Below are 20,102 nucleotides of genomic sequence, written 5' to 3' on the forward strand. Positions count from 1 at the left end.
AAGTAAATGTCCGCCTTGTTTATAAACAGGGCGGACATTTTATTTGCGATTGGCTGGCAAGTTAGGTAGCTTTATTTACCATGAAAAACCTCATCCTTTTAATCGTCATTACCTGCCTGACGACTGCTACCCAAGCGCAAACCCGTAAGAGGGTACAAACCACTGTTGTGGATGGCGATCTGAAATTTGAACCGCCGCTAACCGCCTGCGAGCGAGAGTGGGTAGTATTAAAAAAAGCAGACACCTCAACCAGCTATACTTTTGGTTATGTTTTTATTGATGGCGATCAAAGCTTCATGTTTCAAAGAACCGGCACTTTTGTAAATGGCAAAGTGGGCAAACGGAATAAATACATGGTAAGCCAGATCAGCAAAACCGAATATTACAAGCCCGAGCCCATATACAGTTGGGTATCTTTCCAGTTGGGCTATTCGCCGCCGCCGCGTGTGGCAGTTATATCTGCCGAACATTTTAAAGAACTGGGCATTCCTGCCGAGCCTGATTGGGTAAAGCCTTATTATAATTATATCGATACTTTAGAACATATTTTAGGTGGGGATGTATTTATGCAGATAATTTTATGTTTGACAAAGCGCTTGCCTGTTTGGAAGATGTTTACAAAAAATCGCCGCATTACGCCGGCGTACAAATAAAAGTTGATCCTTACCGGCATTTTCCGCTTCATGGCATTGAGGCCAACCTGGCACGAGCGTACAACAGGAGCGGGCAGTATGACAAGGGGATAGATGTTTTAAATAAAGCTATCATTCACGATCCGGCATACATAGCGCTATACCTGGAACTGCTCAATGATTATTACATGAAACAGAATTGGCAGATGATCATTGAGACTGCGCAGCAGGGCTTGGCGCAAATGACTACAGTCGATAAATCAGAGGGAAAAAGCAACCTGGCTGCATATGTAGCTACCGGTTATGAGCATTTAAAAAACGACGAGCAGGGTAAATACTGGCGCAAAAAAAGCGATGAGTATAACCCGCACCCCGGATTGGTTTATTAGTAATCTTCACAAAGAACCATTTATTTTATATACGATTTAAAGTCGTCGTCAAACATCGTGATATCTGCCTTATGGGGTTTTGTTTTGCCATCGAATAAAATGATGCTCCAGCTTAGCGAACCGAGTTTAAGCTTGTATAACTGGTTATTCGCAATTTTAAAAGCCAGGGTACCTTTTGAATCTTTGACGATGGTTTTAAATTTAACAGAGTCGAGGTAGGTTTGGCAGCCCGCTAGGTAGAATTGGTTGTCGTCAACAATAGTAAAGAAATCTTCGCCGTCCTCTTTCTTCATTTTGTTTATTTGCTGCATGGTGGGGTAAAGTACCAGTGCGCAAGGGGTAGTGATCAGGCTGTCGTAATCAGGTTTGGTTATTACAGCAGTGTAAGCTTTTGTTTTAGCAGCTATTTTCTGTTGCTCTGTTTTGTTTTTGCAGCCAATGGCAATCAGCAACAACAGAGACATCGTGAATTTGAGTTTGGTTATAGGTATCATTGCTTAAAAATAGGTAATTATATTGTTTTGCGTTTTGGGAGACGCAAAATATTGCGTCTCTGCAAAAAACAAATTGAATGGAAGACGCGAAGCATCGCGTCTCTACGTTCGGGAATTTTGTAGAGACGCGATGCTTCGCGTCTCCGGCGTGCATTCTGCTCCGGCGTGCGTTTTGCGTTAGGGATTGCAGTGGATACCGTCCGTCAGCTGACGGATAATGCCTGCAGGCGTATGAACGGAAAGCCCGGCCCGATAAAATCGGGGAACGCCATTATTTAGTGATTAGAGATTAAGGGTAATGTATAATGTAATACCGCGTGTACAAGATCCTTCGCTATCGCTCAGGATGACAAATTGCTGAGTTGATCCAATTGCTTAATTACCAGTATAATTAGCAAAATTTCATTGCTGATACGTATCTCAACCACTCACCCAATCAACTTAATCCACCTACTCATCAATCCCACCAAAAATTTTTTCGCCTAACCGCTTGAAAATCACAAAACAACTCCGTACTTTTGCAGTCCCGAAAAACTGCCCGTCAATGTAGGCGGCAGCGGGATTTAAAACAAAAACAAACAGAAAGCAAGAATGCCTACTATCAATCAATTAGTTAGAAAAGGTAGAGTAGCTCTGGTTGACAAGAGTAAGTCACCAGCGTTGGACAGCTGTCCACAGCGAAGAGGAGTATGCACCCGTGTGTATACCACTACCCCTAAGAAACCAAACTCAGCAATGCGTAAAGTTGCCCGTGTGCGCTTAACCAACGGTAAAGAAGTAAACGCTTACATCCCTGGCGAAGGTCACAACTTACAAGAGCACTCAATCGTGTTGATCCGTGGCGGTCGTGTTAAAGACTTACCGGGTGTACGTTACCACATCATCCGTGGTGCACTGGATACATCAGGTGTTGCCGGTCGTAACCAACGTCGTTCAAAATATGGTACTAAACGCCCTAAACCAGGTCAAGCAGCAGCTGCGCCTACAAAGGGTAAAAAGAAATAATTAAAGGAGGATAGTAACAATGAGAAAATCGAAACCAAAAAAAAGAATCCTTCTTCCTGATCCAAAATTCAATGATGTTTTGGTAACCAGGTTTGTAAATAACATGATGTATGACGGTAAAAAATCAACCGCATACGGCATATTCTACAACGCTGTTGATATCGTTGAGAAAAAAACAAATGAAAGCGGTTTAGAGACCTGGAAAAAGGCTTTAAACAATATCATGCCATCTGTTGAAGTAAAAAGCCGCCGTGTGGGTGGTGCTAACTTCCAGGTACCTACTGAGGTTCGTCCTGAGCGTAAAATTGCTTTGGGTATGAAATGGTTAATCAGCTATGCCCGCAAACGTGGTGAAAAAACCATGATGGAGAAATTAGCCGGCGAGATCATCTCGGCAGCTAAAGGTGAAGGTGCAGCAGTGAAAAAGAAAGAAGATACGCACAAAATGGCTGAGGCTAACAAAGCGTTCTCACACTTTAGATTCTAATGAGCGAATTAGTGAATTAGTGAATGAGTGATTTATTGAAGTAATGGTAATAATGCCTTAATCTTTAAATTGCTCATTCGCTAATTCACTCAATCACTCATTCAATCATTAAAAAATAGACATGTCAAGAGATCTTAAATATACAAGAAACATAGGTATTGCCGCTCACATTGATGCCGGTAAAACCACTACTACCGAGCGTATTCTTTACTATGCGGGCGTTAGCCACAAAATAGGTGAGGTACACGAAGGTGCTGCTACAATGGACTGGATGGCGCAAGAGCAGGAGCGTGGTATTACCATTACTTCGGCTGCTACTACAGTTAACTGGAAATACCGCAACCACAACTACCACATGAATATCATCGATACTCCGGGACACGTGGACTTTACCGTAGAGGTAAATCGTTCATTGCGTGTATTGGATGGTCTGGTGTTCTTGTTTTCAGCGGTTGATGGTGTTGAGCCTCAATCTGAAACTAACTGGCGTTTGGCTAACAACTACAACGTGCCACGTATTGGTTTTGTAAACAAAATGGACCGTAGCGGTGCCGATTTCCTTAACGTGGTAAAACAAGTTAAAGAAATGCTGGGCAGCGTGGCTATTCCGTTGCAATTACCTATCGGTGCTGAAGATCAATTTAAAGGTGTAGTTGATTTGATTAACTTCCGTGGCATTGTTTGGAACGAACACGATAAAGGTATGACCTTTACTGAAGTTCCAATCCCTGCTGATATGATAGACGAAGCTACTGAGTGGAGAGAGAAATTATTGGAAGCTGTAGCTGAGTTTGACGATTCTTTGATGGAGAAATTCTTCGACGATCCAACCACCATCACTGAGCGCGAAGTATTAGACGCTTTACGTCAGGCTACTTTGGCCGGTAAAATCGTTCCGATGACTTGCGGTTCATCTTTCAAAAACAAAGGTGTACAAACCATGCTTGACTATGTGATGGAGCTAATGCCTTCACCACTTGATTCAAAAGGTGTAGTAGGTACTAACCCTGACACAGGCGCAGAGATATTAGTTAAGCCAGATGTTAAAGAGCCATTTGCAGCTTTAGCATTTAAAATTGCTACAGACCCATTCGTAGGCCGTTTGTGCTTTATCCGTGTTTACTCAGGTAACCTGGAAGCTGGTTCATACATATACAACATGCGTTCTGAATCAAAAGAGCGTATCTCTCGTATATTCCAGATGCATGCTAACAAGCAAAACCCTATCCCTAACGTAGGTGCAGGTGACATTGCTGCGGTAGTAGGCTTTAAAGATATCAAAACAGGTGACACCCTTTGCGACGAGAAACACCAGTTGGTTTTGGAATCAATGGTATTCCCTGATCCGGTTATCGGTTTGGCTATTGAGCCTAAAACTCAGGCCGACGTTGATAAATTAGGTATAGCTTTGGGTAAATTAGCTGAAGAGGATCCAACCTTCCGTGTACAAACTGATCAGGATACCGGTCAGACAGTTATCAGCGGTATGGGCGAGTTACACCTGGATATCTTGATGGACCGTTTAAAACGCGAATTCAAAGTAGAGGTTAACCAGGGTGCTCCACAGGTAGCTTACAAAGAGGCTATCACCGGTACTACTCAACACCGCGAAACTTATAAAAAACAAACTGGTGGTCGTGGTAAATTTGCCGACATCCAGGTTATTATTTCTCCGGCTGATGACGAGAAAGAAGGCTTACAGTTTGTGAACGAAATTGTGGGTGGTGCTATCCCTCGCGAGTTCATTCCATCTGTTGAGAAAGGTTTCAAATCAGCTATGGACAATGGTGTGTTAGCAGGCTACCCGCTTACCAGCCTGAAGGTACGTTTGATCGATGGTTCGTTCCACGCAGTCGATTCAGATGCTTTATCTTTTGAGATTGCAGCACGTTCTGCTTACCGTGAAGCATTGCCAAAATGTAAACCGGTATTGTTAGAGCCGATCATGAAAATCGAGATATTAACCCCTGAAGAAAACATGGGTGACGTTATCGGTGACATGAACCGTCGTCGTGGTCAGCTTCAAGGCATGGATACCCGTGCAGGTTCGCAAGTTATTAAAGCTATGGTACCACTGTCTGAAATGTTTGGTTACGTAACACAATTACGTACTATCACTTCGGGTCGTGCAACTTCAACCATGGAGTTTGATCATTATGAACCGGCTCCGCGTAACGTACAGGATGAGGTTGTTGCCAAATCAAAAGGACGCAAGCAAGTATCAATTGAATAGTGATTGATTGATTAGGTGAGTAGTTTTTAACCACTCACTTAATCAACTTATTAAACATAATCAACCAATCCTAATAAATAGCTCTTAGGTGAGGTTATAAAACAAAAACAAAATGAGCCAAAGAATCAGAATCAAATTGAAATCTTACGATTACAACCTGGTCGACAAATCAGCTGAGAAAATCGTAAAAACAGTAAAGCCAACCGGCGCTGTAGTTAGCGGACCGCTGCCATTACCAACTGAAAAGAAAATTTTCACTGTATTGCGTTCACCACACGTAAACAAAAAAGCGCGCGAGCAATTCCAATTATGCTCTTATAAAAGACTATTGGATATCTACAGCTCAAACTCAAAAACTGTAGACGCGTTGATGAAACTTGAGTTGCCAAGCGGCGTTGAAGTTGAGATCAAAGTTTGATAGGCCCGGAAGAGCCGAAAAATATAAAAAGCCATTCGATTAGTTCGGGTGGCTTTTTTTGTTGAATAACAAATTGAGCGTTATTTTGTATATTTGAGTATGAGCACTTATGTAGTTAATCCGACAGCTGAACAAGAAAAACTGATTACCGCATTTTTAGAGGAGCAGCAGATCTCTTTTTACAAAGAAGATGAAACTTTGCCGCAGCATGTTTTGGATGGTATTAAGAGAGGGCAAGCAGATTTTTCAGCGGGACGATTTATAAGTTTTGAAGAATTTAAAAAAAAATATCCGGCTGAATAAGCAATGCAATTCAAAGTCGTTTTTACCGATGAGGCGGATGATACATTTGATTTAATAGGGCGTCAAATATTAGAACGATGGGGTGAACAAGAACTTTTTAAATTTAGAAGTCGTGTTTATAAAGTCATCGATACAATAAGTAAATCTCCTTTAATTTTTCAGGTTGTTGACGGCACAGCTAATTTGCGAAAGGCTGTTATACATGGTAACTGTTCAATTTTTTACGAGATCAAAGGAAATATAATTTCAATCAGTTTTTTCTGGGATAACAGACAAGACCCTATATTCAGGCAATAATCAACCAGCATACCAGGGCGCCTGCCAGCGTATTCAAAAAATTAACTAAATTATTCCCAATAATTCCGCGACGCTCCAATAAAGCCCCCAAAAGGGAGTCCAACAGATTGCCAACCGTACCAGCGAATACTATCCACCAGAACGCAATGTCCCAACCGGCAAAAGCCGAGTAAACCACAGCAATCAGCGTGGCGCCTATTACGCCAATCAAAGTGCCCTCTATACTGATAACACCATCTAACCCGCGGACGTCTTTCTTCAAAGTAAGAATATTGAAACAGTGTTTACCATAAACCATACCCAGTTCTGATGACAGTGTATCAGCCGTCGCAGCCGCGAGGCTGCCCGCCACCATTGTCTGCACAATGCCAATTTTTTCCGGCGACTGCCAGCCCATCAGCCCCAATACTGCTGCTATGCCGCCGTTGGCTAAGACTTGCAGGGCGGTGCGGCGGCCTTTATTCTTTTCGGCCGCGCCGATGGCTGCTTTTTTATTTGCGTGCCATTTAGTTGCGGCAGTACTTAATATAAAAAATGTTGCCAGCGTACATAAACCGGTGAGCCCGGCGCCCTTGTATATGAATATACCAATCAGGTCGCCGGTTAAGGCTCCCGTTCGGGTTAGTTTGCCGCTGTAATAACTCCATACAGCTGCCAGAAATAACATTACGAAAACGGAAGTATCAATTAAAGTCATAGGACGCTCGTCACAAAAATATTCATTAATGGCGTTCTCAAAAATAAAGCGCAGTTCATTTTTGTTTATTTTGGTGACAAAAAGCAATGATGGGTTTCAACAGCTTTTATAAAAAACTATTCGGGCCAGTAACGTCAGTACCGGCTGCGCTGCAGGCTCCGCATTTTGAAGCTTTAGATGGTTTGCGAGGAATCGCGGTGCTCATGGTCGTTTTCGCGCATTTGGGCGGGAATGTCTTGTTGAATCCGTTGGGCCTTTCCATAAACAGCCGCACCGGTGTCGATCTGTTTTTTGTTTTAAGCGGGTTTTTGATCACCACTATTTTATTGAAGGAGCAGCTTACCAAAGGCAAAGCATCTTTGTCGCAATTTTATATCAGGCGGGTATTGCGGATAATTCCGGCGGCTTATGGGTTTCTGGCAGTACTTTGGCTATTAAATATCTTTTTTCACCTAAATATCCGGCTGTTTGATTTTGCGGCATCGGCAGTCTTTATCAAGAACCTGCCAATGCCCAATGAACCTTTCACGGCTCATTTTTGGTCGCTTGCTGTCGAGGTGCAGTTTTATCTGATCTTCCCGGCATTGCTAATGTCTAATGTTAACCGATACACCGCTATCGCTTTGCTGATTGTTGTCGGCGCTACTGCGATTGCTTTCTGTGGAGAGCACTTTGTAAGTATCAACCATTATCCTGTTACTAATTGGTTAAACAGGTTGAGCCGGTATGCTTTTTGGAAAGGGCCGGTCATTATTTTGATAGGCTCGTTACTTTCCATATTTATGTTTAAAGGCATCATTCCTGTAACATCGGCATCCGGCCGTAATATTTTAGTTACTGTTCTGCTATTGCTGGCATTAGTGATAACCACCCGTGCTTTTAGTTATTATACCCGTTACGTGTCCGAGTTTGTAGGGGCAGTTCTATTTGCGATGGTAATTTTATTCAGCTTAAAGGGGAGGAGCTTTCTGTCATCAAGGCCGTTGGTGAAAACCGGGCTGATCTCTTATAGTATGTACATCTGGCAGGAGCTTTTTATCGGGACAAACGCGTGGCAACCCTGGCTAAGATTTATGGACGGCCATCCTATAGTGATAATCATTATAGTAAAGCTTGGGCTTTTGCTACTAATCAGCACACTATCTTATTATTTTATTGAGCGACGTTTTTTACTGTTGAAAAGTAAGTTCAAATAGCTAAAAGGCATTTCCATTTTCCAGGAAATCCTGCCAAACACCTTCCAGTTCATCAACCAACTCGGGCCTGATAGAGATACCCGATGCTTGTGGTGTCCAGGTTTGGGCGGCCAGGTTACCTGTCTTTAAGATATCGAGACTAAGTATTTGTTCATGCTCGGGATTTAGCAATACATCCAGGGCAATAGTGATGCGGTGATAATGCCGCCCCTTTCTGAAAGCAAGATAGGGCTCAGAAGCGATATATCCCGAGGCAAAAATCCCTTTGGGTTCAACACCTACACGCACTATAAAAGCGCGATCGCCGGGTTTAATGGTTTTATGACTGGCTACGCTCCAGTTGTCTTCCAGATGGCCGGTTTCTTTTAGTTTTTTAATGTCGTCAGCTAAATCTGCCCATTCAAACTTAACAGGGTTCCAGCCAAAAAGGTAGGCTTTGCCCTCTAATTCCCTGAACGGGGAATGAGTATTGTTAGTTGAGTGGCTGTTCATGCTTTTATTGCTACCCTCCAGGGGCCGGAGTTAACCTCTACCGGTTAATTCATCCAATTTGTTTCGTTCGGTTTGCAACTCGCGGGCCAGTTTCTTTTCCTTTTCGTTGGCTTTGGCTTTAAAGGTTTTAAACTCTTCTTCCAGCTCATTATACAAGGTGGTACGGTAAACAGCTTCTTTACGATAGCCGCCGGTACGCGCAATTACCACAGCGGCAATAATGCCGAGAACGAGCACCAGTCCCCACATAATCATATTGTAAGTGCTTTTTGCCAGGGCAATGCCAATAAAGCTAATGGAATCGGTTTTGGTAAGGGCTTCTTCTTTTGCTTTTACAGCTGCTCGCAAACTGTCAATAGTTTTGGCTTGCACTGTAGTTTTATCGTTGGCTGTTTTTAATTGGTTACGTACGCCTCGCAGCGTGTCGCTGTAGCTTTTCCACATTGCTTCAACAAAAGGCTTTTGATAGTTATATACCTTGGTTAGCAAGTATTGATATTGGCCGTAAAGGCTTTTGTCGGTTTTAGGTACAGGTTGGGCTACTGTGCTGCTGTCCTTTTTTAACTGAACTTTGGCCGTTGTTACGGCTGCCGGTATTGCGGCGACTTTTTTTACACTATCAGCCTTTAACTGTTCATGATAAGTTTTGGCATAAGCGCCATAGCCATATCTGCTGTAAGGTCTCCCGGTTTTGGGGTTAATAGGAATACCCGCCGTATGATTAGTTGTATTTGCCGGTTTTACCACTGTAGTTGTTTTTTTAACAACAGCTTTTTTAACGCTGTCTTGAGCTCGAGTGTGGGCTAAAAAACCGAACAAAACCAGCAATAACAGTGAAAGTCTCAACATGAATTGGTTCTTCATAATTGTAAAATTATACAATGATATATTAAAAAACAGTAAAAAATAGGTTTTGTTGCGGGTTTGCAGCATTATGGAGTATGAGTTATGTGGCCCTTTGTACGCAATTTTGCTACACTTAGTTATATTAGCGGCATGAATATCGGGATTATAGGTTTGGGCGACATGGGCCGGCTATATGCTAAAGCTTTTGCCAAAGCGGGCTACGCTGTTACAGGTTGCGATTTGCCGGCCAACAGGCAGCAATTGGAGGATGAACTGTCGCCATTGGGTATTACGGTGCTTGATAGTGGTAAAGAGGTGTCGCAAATCAGCGACCTGGTTATTTATTCCGTCGAAGCAGAGCATATTGCCAAAGTTGTCGCTGAATACGCGGCGTATACTAAACCGGGAGCCATTGTTGCCGGACAAACCTCAGTGAAAACGCCCGAGATAATCGCCTTTGAAAAATATCTTCCGCAGCACGCGCAGATCATTACTTTTCATGGCATGCATGGCCCCGGGTTTGATCCACAAGGGCAAACGCTCATCCTTATACCACATCGTGCCGATAATGAAGCGCGTCAACGCATGATTGACCTGTTTACGGCCATCGGGTCGGAAATTGTAGAACTGGCCGATTATCATGAACACGATAAAATTGTTGCCGACACCCAGGCCGTAACCCATGTAGGTTTTGAAAGCATGGGCACGGCCTGGAAAGAAGCCGGTTTTTTCCCCTGGGAAAATGCCTCGTACATTGGCGGTATTGACAATGTGAAGATCCTGACCACTCTCCGCATATTTAGCTACAAAGCCCACGTATACGCGGGTTTGGCTATCATGAACCCTTACGCCCGCCAGCAGGTAAGACAGTATGCCGTTTCTGAATCAGAGTTGTTTAAGCTGATGATACAGGAAGATGAAGTGGCATTCCGCGAGCGCCTGTACAGAGCGCGTGATTTTGTTTTCCATGAAAGCCGCAAACCCATCATGCTAAATGACAAGGTTATGAGGGAATTTTCCCTTGGAAAAGATCATGACAAGCAAAAGCCAAACTCGCACCTGAGCATATTAAGTATGGTTGATGCCTGGTACCATCTTGGGGTTAACCCGTACGATAACCTAATTTGCCAAACTCCGCCTTTTCGCTTACGATTGGGGATTGCCGAATATCTGTTCAAAGACGAAGCATTACTGGAAGAATCTATACAGGCCGCACTATATGATAAAACCATCCGGGGCGATGATCTGGAGTTCCACTCCGCCGTGCGCGAATGGGCCGCTATTATTGGCTATGGCGATATGGAAGGCTATAAAAAACACTTTAACGACGTACAGAAGTTTTTTGATGGCAGGCTGGAAGAAGGCAAGCGTCAAAGTGCCGAATTGATCAGAAGGTTAATGACAGAATAATATTATCCTTATTATACCGAATTTGTTTCGGTATCTTGTTGTACATTCAAAAACGGCAATCGGCAAGCCTGACAAGTGAGATGCTGAAAGAAGTTCAGCAGGACCTTTTTCGGTTTTTACTCCCTCAAACGTTCATCGGTATAAGTTATCTCTGTGCGGCCGTGTCTAATCGGTTTGCCAAACTCATCAACCGCCACAAACACAATTTTATCAATAGTGAGAATGGTTTTTTGGGTGATCTTATTGCGTACGGCGCAGGTTAGGGTTAACGAGGTATGGCCAAAATGTGTGGCCTTAATACCCAGCTCAATAATATCGCCCTGGCGTGCCGAGCTTACAAAGTTTATTTCAGACATATACTTGGTAACACAACCATTGGTGCCTAATTGAATAATGCTGTAAATAGCAGCTTCTTCATCAATCCAGGCCAGCAGGCGGCCGCCAAACAAAGTTCCATGAGCGTTAAGGTCCTCAGGTTTTACCCATTTGCGTGTGTAGAAGTTCATGTGGTACTAAATATGTGGCAAATATACTTAGTTGTCGTCGTCATCCAGGTCAGGGTCATCTCCTGTTTTGGTCCATTCAACTCTTAAATCATTTATATTTTGTGTGGCGATATTAATTTCGGGGCGATATTTTACCGGGTCGCGGTCGCGATACTCTTTATATAAAAGCGTGTAAAGTTTGCATTCCTCCAAAATTAGCTTCGACTTTATAACTGCCACCTGCTTTTGTTTTTTAGGTAGTGTTAGTTTATTTAATTTTGGGGCAATATCCTTCAGCGTATCAATTTCTGGGAGGGCCTTAGTGTTAAGTAAATACATTACAGAGTCGTGGCTCATGTTATAATTACCGTAAAAATTTTGTTGTAAGCTGTTAGACAGTTTCTGAGTATGATGCGTGAGTTCTTTCAAATCGCGCAACTGATAAACAGGCGCAAATGCAAGGCAACAAGCCGTATAAGCAAGCGTAGCAATACTAGCCAAGCCAACCACGATAGTTTGTTTTCGGTTTTTTAGTCCGCTATAGGCTAATAAACCAAACAAGTACCCCGATATCAACCCGCCAAAGTGTGCGGCATGATCAACTTCCTTACCTATCGGGATAATGCTGTAGGCCACAAATATTACCGTGCTGATTAGTAAAGCCCGGCGGGCACTTGCCTCATAAAATTTTGTACTTAGTAAGGCAAGTAAAATTCCGAACAAGCCAAATATAGCGCCCGACGCGCCGGCTGCCACCCCATGGTCATGCCAAATCACCGAAGTAATGCTGGCGCAAATGCCCGTGAGCAAATACAATATCAGGTAATTCCATCTACCCAGCTTCGATTCAATAAGCGATCCTATGTAAATAAGCACAATCATATTGCCACCCAGGTGCAATAATGAAAAGTGCGAAAATATACTGGTTACCAGGCGCCATACCTGCCCGTGCAATACCGGATTGCGGCTACTAAAACCAACTGACAGATAGAGATTTTCGAAAGTTTCTTTTAAATCATGAACTTCAAAATGGTTACCATTATGCCGCGTTGCATTAAATATACTTGCAACAAAGAGCGCTATTATAATAACATGTGTCAGGAAAAAGGCGACGATATTAATGATTACCAGCAACGGCGTAATAAAATATTTAGGGGCAGGTGTAAAAGCCGATAAAAACGTGCGAAGTTTTTCTTTATACCCCATCGGAGGGTCTTCCAGATTAATAAACTGGTTATCCGGAATGCTGTCGATAAGCTGCTGGGTGGTTTCGTGCAGGCTGTCTTGCAGATGGTATTCTACATACTCGATCTCGCCATTTACCAGTAATTCGAGGTTTTTAGCGTTTTTACCATAATCCGTAAAGAAAAACTGATACCCTACGCATTCGCTTTTAATTACTATATCGTTACCTATTATTCTGGCCGAAACTTCTTCGGCATAGCTTTCCCATGAAATTTGCGTATAGCCAATAATGCCATCACGGTTAAAATAACCAATGCGCCAGCCCAGGTTTTTAAAAGCGTGATACAATAAGGTTAAATAGTAATCAGGGCTGTAGTCGCCCAGCGGAATGGTAATTATTTTACGTGGTGATATGCCCCAGGCCATATTTTTGTGATAAGCAAGATAAATATAAATGAATTTAATAGTAAGTACGCAGGTTTTTATGGCGGCAGGTAATTGCCTTTATAGTTGATCTTGATAAAACAAGTGGATATATTATATTTACGCTTAAAACCGTCGCGATGTTTAAAAGACTATTTCCTGCTATTCTTATGTCCTTAACGTTAACTGTTTATGCTCAGCAAAAGCAGATAGACAGCTTAAGGCAGCTTATAAATACCAGTAATATTGATAGTCTTGAAATTAATTACAATTACCAGTTATCACAGTTTTACAGCGACAAACCCGATTCGGCACTTAAATATATAGGCAATGGCATAAGGCTGGCCCGTAGTAAAAACTACAAAAGCAAAGTTGCTACCGGCCTTTATTTGTACGGATACACCTATAACTTACTGGGGAACTATCCTGCAGCTATCAAAAATTTGTTTGAAAGTTTGCAGCTATGTAATGAGTTAAACCAGCGTCGCTTCAGTATAAATTGTTATACCATGCTGGCCAGTATCTATGACGATCAGAAAGACGAAGAGAAAGCAATCCATTACCTGCAACAGGCCATAGCACTTAGCCGTGAGTTTAAGCTGGATAAGGCACTTGCCCAGGGGTACTCATCGGCAGCATTTTATTATAACCGCGCCAATAAACCGCAAATGGCCTTTAAATATGCTAACCTGGCCAATGTATTAGCTGCACGTCTTAACGACGAATTGATCACCGCGTATGCGCAGCTTAACCTCGGTAATACCTACTTGCTGCTTAAACAGTATGACACCGGTTTGGCATTTTTAAAAACATCAGTCGCTACCACCACCCGGCTTGGCGAGCACTACAGGGCTATGATGGCCAATATGCTTATAGCCGATCATTACATAGCGGTACATCAAACCGATTCGGCAAAGGTATACTGTATAAATGCGTTGAATGATGCTAAGATTGTCGGCTATACCTTTCAAATCATGGACTCGACCGAAAAGCTGGCTGCATTATACGATGGATACGACCAGGCAAAAGCGACCGCCTATTATAAGCAGGCCCTGGCTTTAAATAAGCAATTGTTCGACACCGAAAAAACGCGCGAGTTTCAAAACCTGACCATCGCCGAAGAGCAACGCCGCCGTGAGCTGGAAGAGCAGAAACTAAAAGAAGAAGAGGAACGCAAGACCAACCTGCAACTAGTAGCCATAGCCTTATTTATACCGATATTTCTGATGATCGTATTCCTGTTAAGCCGCACTAAAATGCATCGTAAGCTTATTGATTTTATGGGTGTGCTTTCGCTGATGCTGCTGTTTGAGTTTATAACGTTATTGCTGCATCCGCTTATTGAACGCTTAACACACCATACACCGGTATTTGAACTTATTATCCTGGTGGCCATAGCGGCATTCCTGGTTCCGCTGCACCATAGCTTAACGCATTGGTTAAAAAATAAATTATCGCACCAGCCGGCTGCCCATAAGCTACCGCAGTAGCCAGGCCATGTCTGTTATAAACACCTTTAATTACTAAGCTGCAGGTGTAGTCAACGGGCTAACATATAACCCCTTCATAGCCAGGGGCGGGCCCTGCCGTACTGCTCATAAAATCAAGTTTTTACCTCTTTTGAATATTTATTTAAAAATAACTTAGTAACTATTTGACAATTAAAGTAAAGTTGCTATCTTTGCCGTCCCTTTCGAGGGGAAAATTATAATGCCTTGAACGAAGCCCTACTGCTTCGATGGGCACAAACACATAAAAAAATGTCAGGAATAATTGGTAAAAAAGTAGGAATGACCAGCATATTCGACGACTCAGGGAAAAACATCCCTTGCACAGTTATCGAAGCTGGCCCTTGCGTAGTAACACAAGTAAGGTCTGTTGAGACAGACGGCTATGCAGCTGTACAGCTAGCATATGGCGAGAAAAAAGAGAAGAACACTTCTGCTCCGTTAAAAGGCCATTTCCAAAAAGCCGGTACTACCCCAAAACGTAAGCTTGTTGAATTTAAAACTTTTGAAGATCAAAAATCTTTGGGTGACACTGTTACCGTTGAGATTTTCTCTGAGGGAGATTTTGTCGATGTAGTGGGTACGTCAAAAGGTAAAGGTTTTCAGGGTGTGGTAAAACGTCATGGTTTTGGTGGTGTGGGTATGCAAACTCACGGTCAGCACAACCGTTTACGTGCTCCGGGTTCATTGGGTGCTTCATCTTGGCCGTCAAGAGTATTCAAAGGCATGCGTATGGCAGGCCAAATGGGTAATGAGCGCGTTAAAATTCAAAACTTAGAAGTATTGAAAGTTTACGCAGAGCAAAACCTGTTAGTAGTTAAAGGTTCCATCCCAGGGGCTAAGGGTTCATTCGTAATCGTGGATAAATAAGATGGAAGTTAAAGTATTAAACGTATCAGGTAAAGAAACAGGTGCCAAGGTGCAACTTCCTGAAGCGATTTTCGGTATCGAACCTAATGATCATGCTATCTACTTAGACGTTAAGCAATTTTTGGCTAACCAACGTCAGGGTACGCATAAATCAAAACAACGTAATGAAATTGCAGGTTCAACCCGCAAATTATATAAACAAAAAGGTACAGGCGGTGCACGCGCCGGTAGTGTAAAATCTCCATTGTTTAATGGTGGTGGCCGTGTTTTCGGTCCGCAACCGCGCGATTACAGCTTCAAGCTGAACAAAAAGCTTAAAGTATTGGCCCGTTACTCTGCCTTAACCTACAAAGCTCAAGAAAGCAATGTAGTAGTTTTAGAAGATTTTAGCTTTGATACTATCAAAACTAAAAACTACGTAAAACTGGTTGCAGACATCAACGCTAGCGATGTTAGAACATTATTAGTATTGCCTGCAGCAAACAACAATGTGTATTTATCAAGCAGAAACCTGGCGAAAACCAAGGTTATCACAGTTGACCAAATTAACACTTATGATGTGTTAAACGCTGGTAAATTGGTGTTAACAACCGGTGCTGTTCAAAAATTGGAGGAAGCATTAGCTAAGTAATATGGAAATTTTAAGAAAACCCTTACTTACTGAAAAGGTAGCTCAAATCACTGAGAAGCTTAACCGTTATGCTTTTATAGTTGACCCTCGGGCTAACAAAATTCAGATTAAAACAGCAATCGAAGCCATGTACGGCGTAAACATTACTGCTGTTAATACAATGAGATACGTTGGAAAACTGAAAACTCGTAACACCAAAGCTGGTTTGGTTCAAGGCCGTTCAGCTACCGTGAAAAAAGCGATTGTGACGTTGAAAGACGGTGAAACAATAGATTTTTACAGCAATATATAATTAAGACATGGCAGTAAAGAGATTTAGACCGGTTACTCCGGGTACTCGCTTCAGAGTTGATGTATCTAATTCAGATATTACAACAAACGTTCCTGAAAAATCGTTGGTTGTATCATCCAACACAAGATCGGGCGGACGTAATAACAGCGGTAAAATGACTATGCGCTATTTAGGTGGTGGTCATAAAAAAGCATACAGATTGATCGATTTTAAACGTAATAAGTTTGACATCCCTGCAACAGTTGCTACAATTGAGTACGATCCAAACCGTTCTGCACGTATAGCACTGCTACACTTTGCAGATGGTGAGAAACGATATATGATAGCTCCGGAAGGTTTAACTGTTGGTACAATAGTTGTATCTGGCGAGACCGCTACTCCAGAGGTTGGTAATACTATGCCTTTGAAAAACGTTCCGTTAGGTTCTATTATACACAATATTGAGTTAAACCCAGGCCAGGGTGGTGTTATTGCCCGCAGCGCCGGTACTTATGCACAGCTTTCAGCACGCGATGGTAAATATGCTATCATCAAATTGCCTTCAGGCGAAACACGTATGATACTGTCAACTTGTTTGGCTACTATCGGTACCGTTTCAAATGGCGAAAAAGCAAACGCGGTATTAGGTAAAGCTGGTCGTAACCGCTGGTTAGGCCGTCGCCCAAGAGTTCGTGGTGTTGCCATGAACCCGGTAGATCACCCTATGGGTGGTGGTGAGGGTAGAGCCTCAGGTGGTCATCCACGTTCACGTAAAGGTTTGTTAGCTAAAGGCTACAAAACACGTGACAAGAAAAAAGGGTCTGATCGTTATATCATTGAAAGAAGGAAGAAATAATAATGGCACGTTCAATTAAAAAAGGACCTTATATTGACCATAACCTTGACAAAAAAGTCTTGACGTTAAATGAGTCAAATAAAAAATCGGTTGTAAAAACATGGTCACGTCGTTCCATGATTTCTCCTGATTTCGTTGGTCATACATTCGCGGTACACAACGGTAACAAATTTATCCCTGTGTATGTAACTGAAAATATGGTTGGTCATAAGCTGGGAGAGTTTGCACCAACCCGTACATTCCGCGGTCACGCAGAAAAGAAAAAATAAGCAATGGAAGCAACAACTAAAATCAAAAAGTCTGTATTGATCAGACAACGCAAAGAGCAAGAGAAGGCTCAGCAAGGTGGCGCTTCTGTTGCAAAATTGCAGAATTGCCCAACTTCGCCACGCAAAATGCGCCTGGTAGTTGACTTAATTCGCGGTGTTGAAGTTGAGAAAGCGTTAAACACACTGAAGTTCTTGAATAAAGAAGCAGCAGTACGTGTTGAGAAGCTTTTAGTATCAGCTATCAAAAACTGGGAAGCTAAAAACGAAGGTCAACGTGTTGAAGACAGCAATCTGGTAGTAAAAGAAGTATCAGTAGGCGGTGGTCGTCAAAACAAAAGAATGCGTCCGGCTCCTCAAGGTAGAGGATACCGTATCCGCAAACGTTCAAACCACGTAACGCTAATTGTAGGCTCTAAAAACGATATCAACTAATAGAAATGGGACAGAAAGCACATCCAATAGGTAACAGATTAGGAATCATCAGAGGTTGGGATTCTAACTGGTTCGGTGGCAACAACTACTCCGATAAATTAGTTGAAGACGAAAAGATCCGCAAATACTTATCAGCACGTATCAGCAAAGGCGGCGTGTCAAAAGTAGTAATCGAGCGTACTTTGAAACGTATCACTGTAACTATTCACACTGCCCGTCCGGGTATTGTGATTGGTAAAGGTGGTGCCGAAGTAGATAAAATTAAAGAAGAGTTGAAAAAACTTACTAAAAAGGAAGTTCAGATCAACATCTTTGAGATAAAACGCCCAGAGCTTGATGCACAACTGGTAGCTGAAGGCATAGCAAAACAACTTGAAGCACGTATCTCTTTCCGTCGTGCCATGAAAACTTCAATAGCTTCAACCATGCGTATGGGTGCTGAAGGTATTAAAGTAATGACATCAGGCCGTTTAGGTGGCGCTGAGATGGCACGTAGCGAGCAGTATAAAGAAGGAAGAATCCCTCTGCATACTTTGCGCGCAGACATCGATTATGCATTAGGTGAAGCTTTAACTACTTATGGTAAAATAGGTGTTAAAGTATGGATCTGCAAAGGCGAGGTTTACGGAAAACGCGATTTATCACCAAACATTGGTGGTTCAAGCAGCCCAAGTGGTAAAGGTGGTCGCCCTGAAGGCGGCGCCGGCTTTGACAACCGCAGAGGTGGTAATGAAAGAGGCGGTGAGCGCGGTGGCGAACGCAGACAAGGCGATCGCAGACAAGGCGGCAACAACAGCCGCGGTGGTGGCCAAAACAGAGGCGGTGGTAATAACCGTCAAGGTGGTGCACCAAGAAGATAATAACAGAAGTTGAATTAATATATCGAGACGATATAAAAGCTTAAGAAAATGCTACAGCCAAAAAGAACGAAGTTCAGAAAGATGCAAAAAGGCAGAATGAAAGGTTTAGCCACTCGTGGTGCTGAACTGTCATTTGGATCTTTCGGTGTAAAATCACTCGAAGCGGCCTGGATCACCAGCCGTCAAATCGAGGCTGCACGTATCGCTGTAACACGTTATATGAAACGTGAAGGACAGGTTTGGATCAGAATTTTCCCTGACAAACCGGTTACTAAAAAACCAGCAGAGGTACGTATGGGTAAAGGTAAAGGTGCTCCGGAATATTGGGTAGCGGTAGTGCGCCCCGGAAGGATCATCTTTGAAGCAGAAGGTGTGCCATTGGAAGTTGCTAAAGAGGCATTACGCCTTGCAGCCCAAAAGCTACCGGTACAAACAAAATTTGTTGTACGTAACGATTACGTAGAAGCATAAATTAAAGTTAGCAGTTTTGAGTTTGCGGTTACAAAACCATATGTGAGCTTGGAACTAAAAACTCAAACAACTAATAGAATAATTGAAAATGAAGAACTCAGAAATTACAGGCCTCGCAACTGAAGAGTTGGTTGCAAAGATCGGCGAGGAGAGAGCTAATCTTACCAAGCTAAAATTTGCACACGCAGTTTCAGCGATTGAGAACCCGAGCCGCATTACTAAAGTGCGCAAGGATATTGCTCGTTTAAACACTGAATTAACTAAGCGTAAGGCAGCGCAAGCTTCTGAACAAAATTAATTTTTACGCGTCGAGGAAAATGGAAAGAAATTTAAGAAAAACACGTACCGGTCTGGTAGTAAGCAATAAGATGGATAAATCTATTGTAGTTACAGTAGAACGGAAGGTGAAGCACCCGATTTATGGTAAGTTTATTAAGAAAACTACCAAATTTATGGCTCATGACGAGGATAATACCTGCGGTATCGGCGATACAGTATTAATCATGGAGACTCGTCCGCTGAGCAAAAGCAAAAACTGGAGATTAGTTCAAATTTTAGAAAGAGCTAAATAAGATGGTACAACAGGAATCAAGATTAAATGTAGCTGATAACAGCGGCGCTAAAGAAGTTTTAGTGATCCGTGTGTTAGGCGGTACCGGTAAAAGATACGCTTCAATTGGTGACAAGATAGTAGTAACTGTAAAAAGTGCACTGCCTTCTGGTAACGTAAAAAAAGGTACTGTATCAAAAGCCGTTGTGGTTAGAACCAAAAAAGAAATCCGCAGAAAAGATGGTTCATACATCCGTTTCGATGATAACGCGGCTGTTTTGTTAAACAACCAGGATGAGCCGAGAGGCACACGTATCTTTGGCCCTGTTGCAAGAGAATTGCGTGAGAAACAATTTATGAAAATTGTATCATTAGCACCGGAGGTATTGTAA

28 protein-coding genes are annotated in these 20,102 nt (G+C 42.6%); 22 read left to right on the top strand and 6 right to left on the bottom strand.

Going from position 1 to position 20,102, the window contains the following annotated elements; all coding sequences use genetic code 11:
• Nucleotides 1–80 precede the first annotated feature (80 nt).
• Both ACFS5N_RS14010 and ACFS5N_RS14015 read left to right on the top strand, forming a co-directional pair.
• A complete protein-coding gene (locus ACFS5N_RS14010; RefSeq protein WP_377186680.1) occupies nt 81–653 on the top strand; it encodes a hypothetical protein in 573 nt (190 codons plus the stop codon).
• Complete coding sequence (locus ACFS5N_RS14015; protein WP_377186683.1) at nt 605–1,021, top strand: hypothetical protein; 417 nt, start codon at nt 605–607, stop codon at nt 1,019–1,021. Before ACFS5N_RS14010 ends, ACFS5N_RS14015 begins: the two co-directional genes overlap by 49 nt.
• Before the next feature lie 20 nt (nt 1,022–1,041).
• Here ACFS5N_RS14015 and ACFS5N_RS14020 read toward each other — a convergent pair whose 3' ends face one another.
• A complete protein-coding gene (locus ACFS5N_RS14020; RefSeq protein WP_377186686.1) occupies nt 1,042–1,515 on the bottom strand; it encodes a hypothetical protein in 474 nt (157 codons plus the stop codon).
• A 591-nt stretch (nt 1,516–2,106) separates the two neighbouring features.
• Here ACFS5N_RS14020 and rpsL point away from each other — a divergent pair.
• From rpsL to ACFS5N_RS14050, 6 genes are all read left to right on the top strand, one after another.
• Nucleotides 2,107–2,520, top strand: coding sequence for a 30S ribosomal protein S12 (gene rpsL, locus ACFS5N_RS14025; RefSeq protein WP_144246509.1), 414 nt, complete (start codon nt 2,107–2,109; stop codon nt 2,518–2,520).
• 19 nt (nt 2,521–2,539) lie between these two features.
• A complete protein-coding gene (gene rpsG / locus ACFS5N_RS14030; protein ID WP_377186689.1) occupies nt 2,540–3,007 on the top strand; it encodes a 30S ribosomal protein S7 in 468 nt (155 codons plus the stop codon).
• Between the two features lie 121 nt (nt 3,008–3,128).
• On the top strand, nt 3,129–5,240 hold the full coding sequence (fusA, locus tag ACFS5N_RS14035) for an elongation factor G (protein WP_377186692.1): 2,112 nt from the start codon (nt 3,129–3,131) through the stop codon (nt 5,238–5,240).
• A 112-nt stretch (nt 5,241–5,352) separates the two neighbouring features.
• On the top strand, nt 5,353–5,658 hold the full coding sequence (gene rpsJ / locus ACFS5N_RS14040; RefSeq protein ID WP_022830652.1) for a 30S ribosomal protein S10: 306 nt from the start codon (nt 5,353–5,355) through the stop codon (nt 5,656–5,658).
• A gap of 99 nt (nt 5,659–5,757) precedes the next feature.
• Nucleotides 5,758–5,961, top strand: a complete 204-nt coding sequence (locus ACFS5N_RS14045) for a hypothetical protein (RefSeq protein WP_377186694.1) — start codon at nt 5,758–5,760, stop codon at nt 5,959–5,961.
• A gap of 3 nt (nt 5,962–5,964) precedes the next feature.
• A complete protein-coding gene (locus ACFS5N_RS14050) occupies nt 5,965–6,258 on the top strand; it encodes a type II toxin-antitoxin system RelE/ParE family toxin (RefSeq protein ID WP_377186697.1) in 294 nt (97 codons plus the stop codon).
• On the opposite strand, the gene ACFS5N_RS14055 is transcribed toward ACFS5N_RS14050, so the two are convergent.
• Nucleotides 6,248–6,955 carry a DUF92 domain-containing protein gene (locus ACFS5N_RS14055; protein ID WP_377186700.1) on the bottom strand — a complete coding sequence of 236 codons (708 nt, stop codon included), beginning with the start codon at nt 6,953–6,955 and terminating at the stop codon, nt 6,248–6,250. The genes ACFS5N_RS14050 and ACFS5N_RS14055 overlap by 11 nt on opposite strands.
• A gap of 86 nt (nt 6,956–7,041) precedes the next feature.
• Between ACFS5N_RS14055 and ACFS5N_RS14060 the strand changes: the two genes are divergently transcribed.
• Nucleotides 7,042–8,151, top strand: a complete 1,110-nt coding sequence (locus ACFS5N_RS14060) for an acyltransferase family protein (RefSeq protein WP_377186703.1) — start codon at nt 7,042–7,044, stop codon at nt 8,149–8,151.
• Here the strand turns inward: ACFS5N_RS14060 and ACFS5N_RS14065 are convergent, their stop codons facing one another.
• Together ACFS5N_RS14065 and ACFS5N_RS14070 are read right to left on the bottom strand one after the other, a co-directional pair.
• A complete protein-coding gene (locus tag ACFS5N_RS14065; RefSeq protein WP_377186706.1) occupies nt 8,152–8,643 on the bottom strand; it encodes a hypothetical protein in 492 nt (163 codons plus the stop codon).
• Between the two features lie 30 nt (nt 8,644–8,673).
• Complete coding sequence (locus tag ACFS5N_RS14070) at nt 8,674–9,507, bottom strand: hypothetical protein (protein ID WP_377186709.1); 834 nt, start codon at nt 9,505–9,507, stop codon at nt 8,674–8,676.
• A 132-nt stretch (nt 9,508–9,639) separates the two neighbouring features.
• Between ACFS5N_RS14070 and ACFS5N_RS14075 the strand changes: the two genes are divergently transcribed.
• Nucleotides 9,640–10,899: a prephenate dehydrogenase/arogenate dehydrogenase family protein gene (locus ACFS5N_RS14075; RefSeq protein WP_377186712.1), complete on the top strand. Its 1,260-nt coding sequence runs from the start codon at nt 9,640–9,642 to the stop codon at nt 10,897–10,899.
• Between the two features lie 116 nt (nt 10,900–11,015).
• Here the strand turns inward: ACFS5N_RS14075 and ACFS5N_RS14080 are convergent, their stop codons facing one another.
• On the bottom strand, nt 11,016–11,405 hold the full coding sequence (locus ACFS5N_RS14080; RefSeq protein WP_377186715.1) for an acyl-CoA thioesterase: 390 nt from the start codon (nt 11,403–11,405) through the stop codon (nt 11,016–11,018).
• A gap of 27 nt (nt 11,406–11,432) precedes the next feature.
• On the bottom strand, nt 11,433–12,995 hold the full coding sequence (locus tag ACFS5N_RS14085) for a rhomboid family intramembrane serine protease (protein ID WP_377186718.1): 1,563 nt from the start codon (nt 12,993–12,995) through the stop codon (nt 11,433–11,435).
• Nucleotides 12,996–13,162: 167 nt separating this feature from the next.
• Here ACFS5N_RS14085 and ACFS5N_RS14090 point away from each other — a divergent pair, with 167 nt between their 5' ends.
• From ACFS5N_RS14090 to rplN, 12 genes are all read left to right on the top strand, one after another.
• A complete protein-coding gene (locus ACFS5N_RS14090; protein ID WP_377186721.1) occupies nt 13,163–14,482 on the top strand; it encodes a tetratricopeptide repeat protein in 1,320 nt (439 codons plus the stop codon).
• Between the two features lie 270 nt (nt 14,483–14,752).
• Nucleotides 14,753–15,370: a 50S ribosomal protein L3 gene (gene rplC, locus ACFS5N_RS14095; protein WP_377186724.1), complete on the top strand. Its 618-nt coding sequence runs from the start codon at nt 14,753–14,755 to the stop codon at nt 15,368–15,370.
• Between the two features lies 1 nt (nt 15,371).
• Entirely contained in the window at nt 15,372–16,001 is a 630-nt protein-coding gene (gene rplD / locus ACFS5N_RS14100; protein WP_377186726.1) for a 50S ribosomal protein L4, read from the top strand.
• A 1-nt stretch (nt 16,002) separates the two neighbouring features.
• On the top strand, nt 16,003–16,293 hold the full coding sequence (gene rplW / locus ACFS5N_RS14105) for a 50S ribosomal protein L23 (RefSeq protein WP_377186729.1): 291 nt from the start codon (nt 16,003–16,005) through the stop codon (nt 16,291–16,293).
• Between the two features lie 7 nt (nt 16,294–16,300).
• The gene (gene rplB / locus ACFS5N_RS14110; protein ID WP_377186732.1) at nt 16,301–17,128 is read left to right on the top strand and encodes a 50S ribosomal protein L2; all 828 of its coding nucleotides are present in this window, start codon (nt 16,301–16,303) and stop codon (nt 17,126–17,128) included.
• 2 nt (nt 17,129–17,130) lie between these two features.
• Nucleotides 17,131–17,397, top strand: a complete 267-nt coding sequence (rpsS, locus tag ACFS5N_RS14115) for a 30S ribosomal protein S19 (protein WP_194107141.1) — start codon at nt 17,131–17,133, stop codon at nt 17,395–17,397.
• A 3-nt stretch (nt 17,398–17,400) separates the two neighbouring features.
• The gene (gene rplV / locus ACFS5N_RS14120) at nt 17,401–17,829 is read left to right on the top strand and encodes a 50S ribosomal protein L22 (protein WP_377186735.1); all 429 of its coding nucleotides are present in this window, start codon (nt 17,401–17,403) and stop codon (nt 17,827–17,829) included.
• A 5-nt stretch (nt 17,830–17,834) separates the two neighbouring features.
• Nucleotides 17,835–18,689: a 30S ribosomal protein S3 gene (gene rpsC, locus ACFS5N_RS14125; RefSeq protein ID WP_377186738.1), complete on the top strand. Its 855-nt coding sequence runs from the start codon at nt 17,835–17,837 to the stop codon at nt 18,687–18,689.
• Nucleotides 18,690–18,737: 48 nt separating this feature from the next.
• Entirely contained in the window at nt 18,738–19,160 is a 423-nt protein-coding gene (gene rplP, locus ACFS5N_RS14130) for a 50S ribosomal protein L16 (protein WP_377186741.1), read from the top strand.
• 88 nt (nt 19,161–19,248) lie between these two features.
• The gene (gene rpmC / locus ACFS5N_RS14135; RefSeq protein WP_377186744.1) at nt 19,249–19,458 is read left to right on the top strand and encodes a 50S ribosomal protein L29; all 210 of its coding nucleotides are present in this window, start codon (nt 19,249–19,251) and stop codon (nt 19,456–19,458) included.
• Nucleotides 19,459–19,477: 19 nt separating this feature from the next.
• Entirely contained in the window at nt 19,478–19,732 is a 255-nt protein-coding gene (gene rpsQ / locus ACFS5N_RS14140) for a 30S ribosomal protein S17 (protein ID WP_377186747.1), read from the top strand.
• Between the two features lies 1 nt (nt 19,733).
• The gene (gene rplN, locus ACFS5N_RS14145) at nt 19,734–20,102 is read left to right on the top strand and encodes a 50S ribosomal protein L14 (protein ID WP_073405786.1); all 369 of its coding nucleotides are present in this window, start codon (nt 19,734–19,736) and stop codon (nt 20,100–20,102) included.

The organism is Mucilaginibacter ximonensis (assembly GCF_042686265.1).
Lineage (GTDB): Bacteria > Bacteroidota > Bacteroidia > Sphingobacteriales > Sphingobacteriaceae > Mucilaginibacter > Mucilaginibacter ximonensis.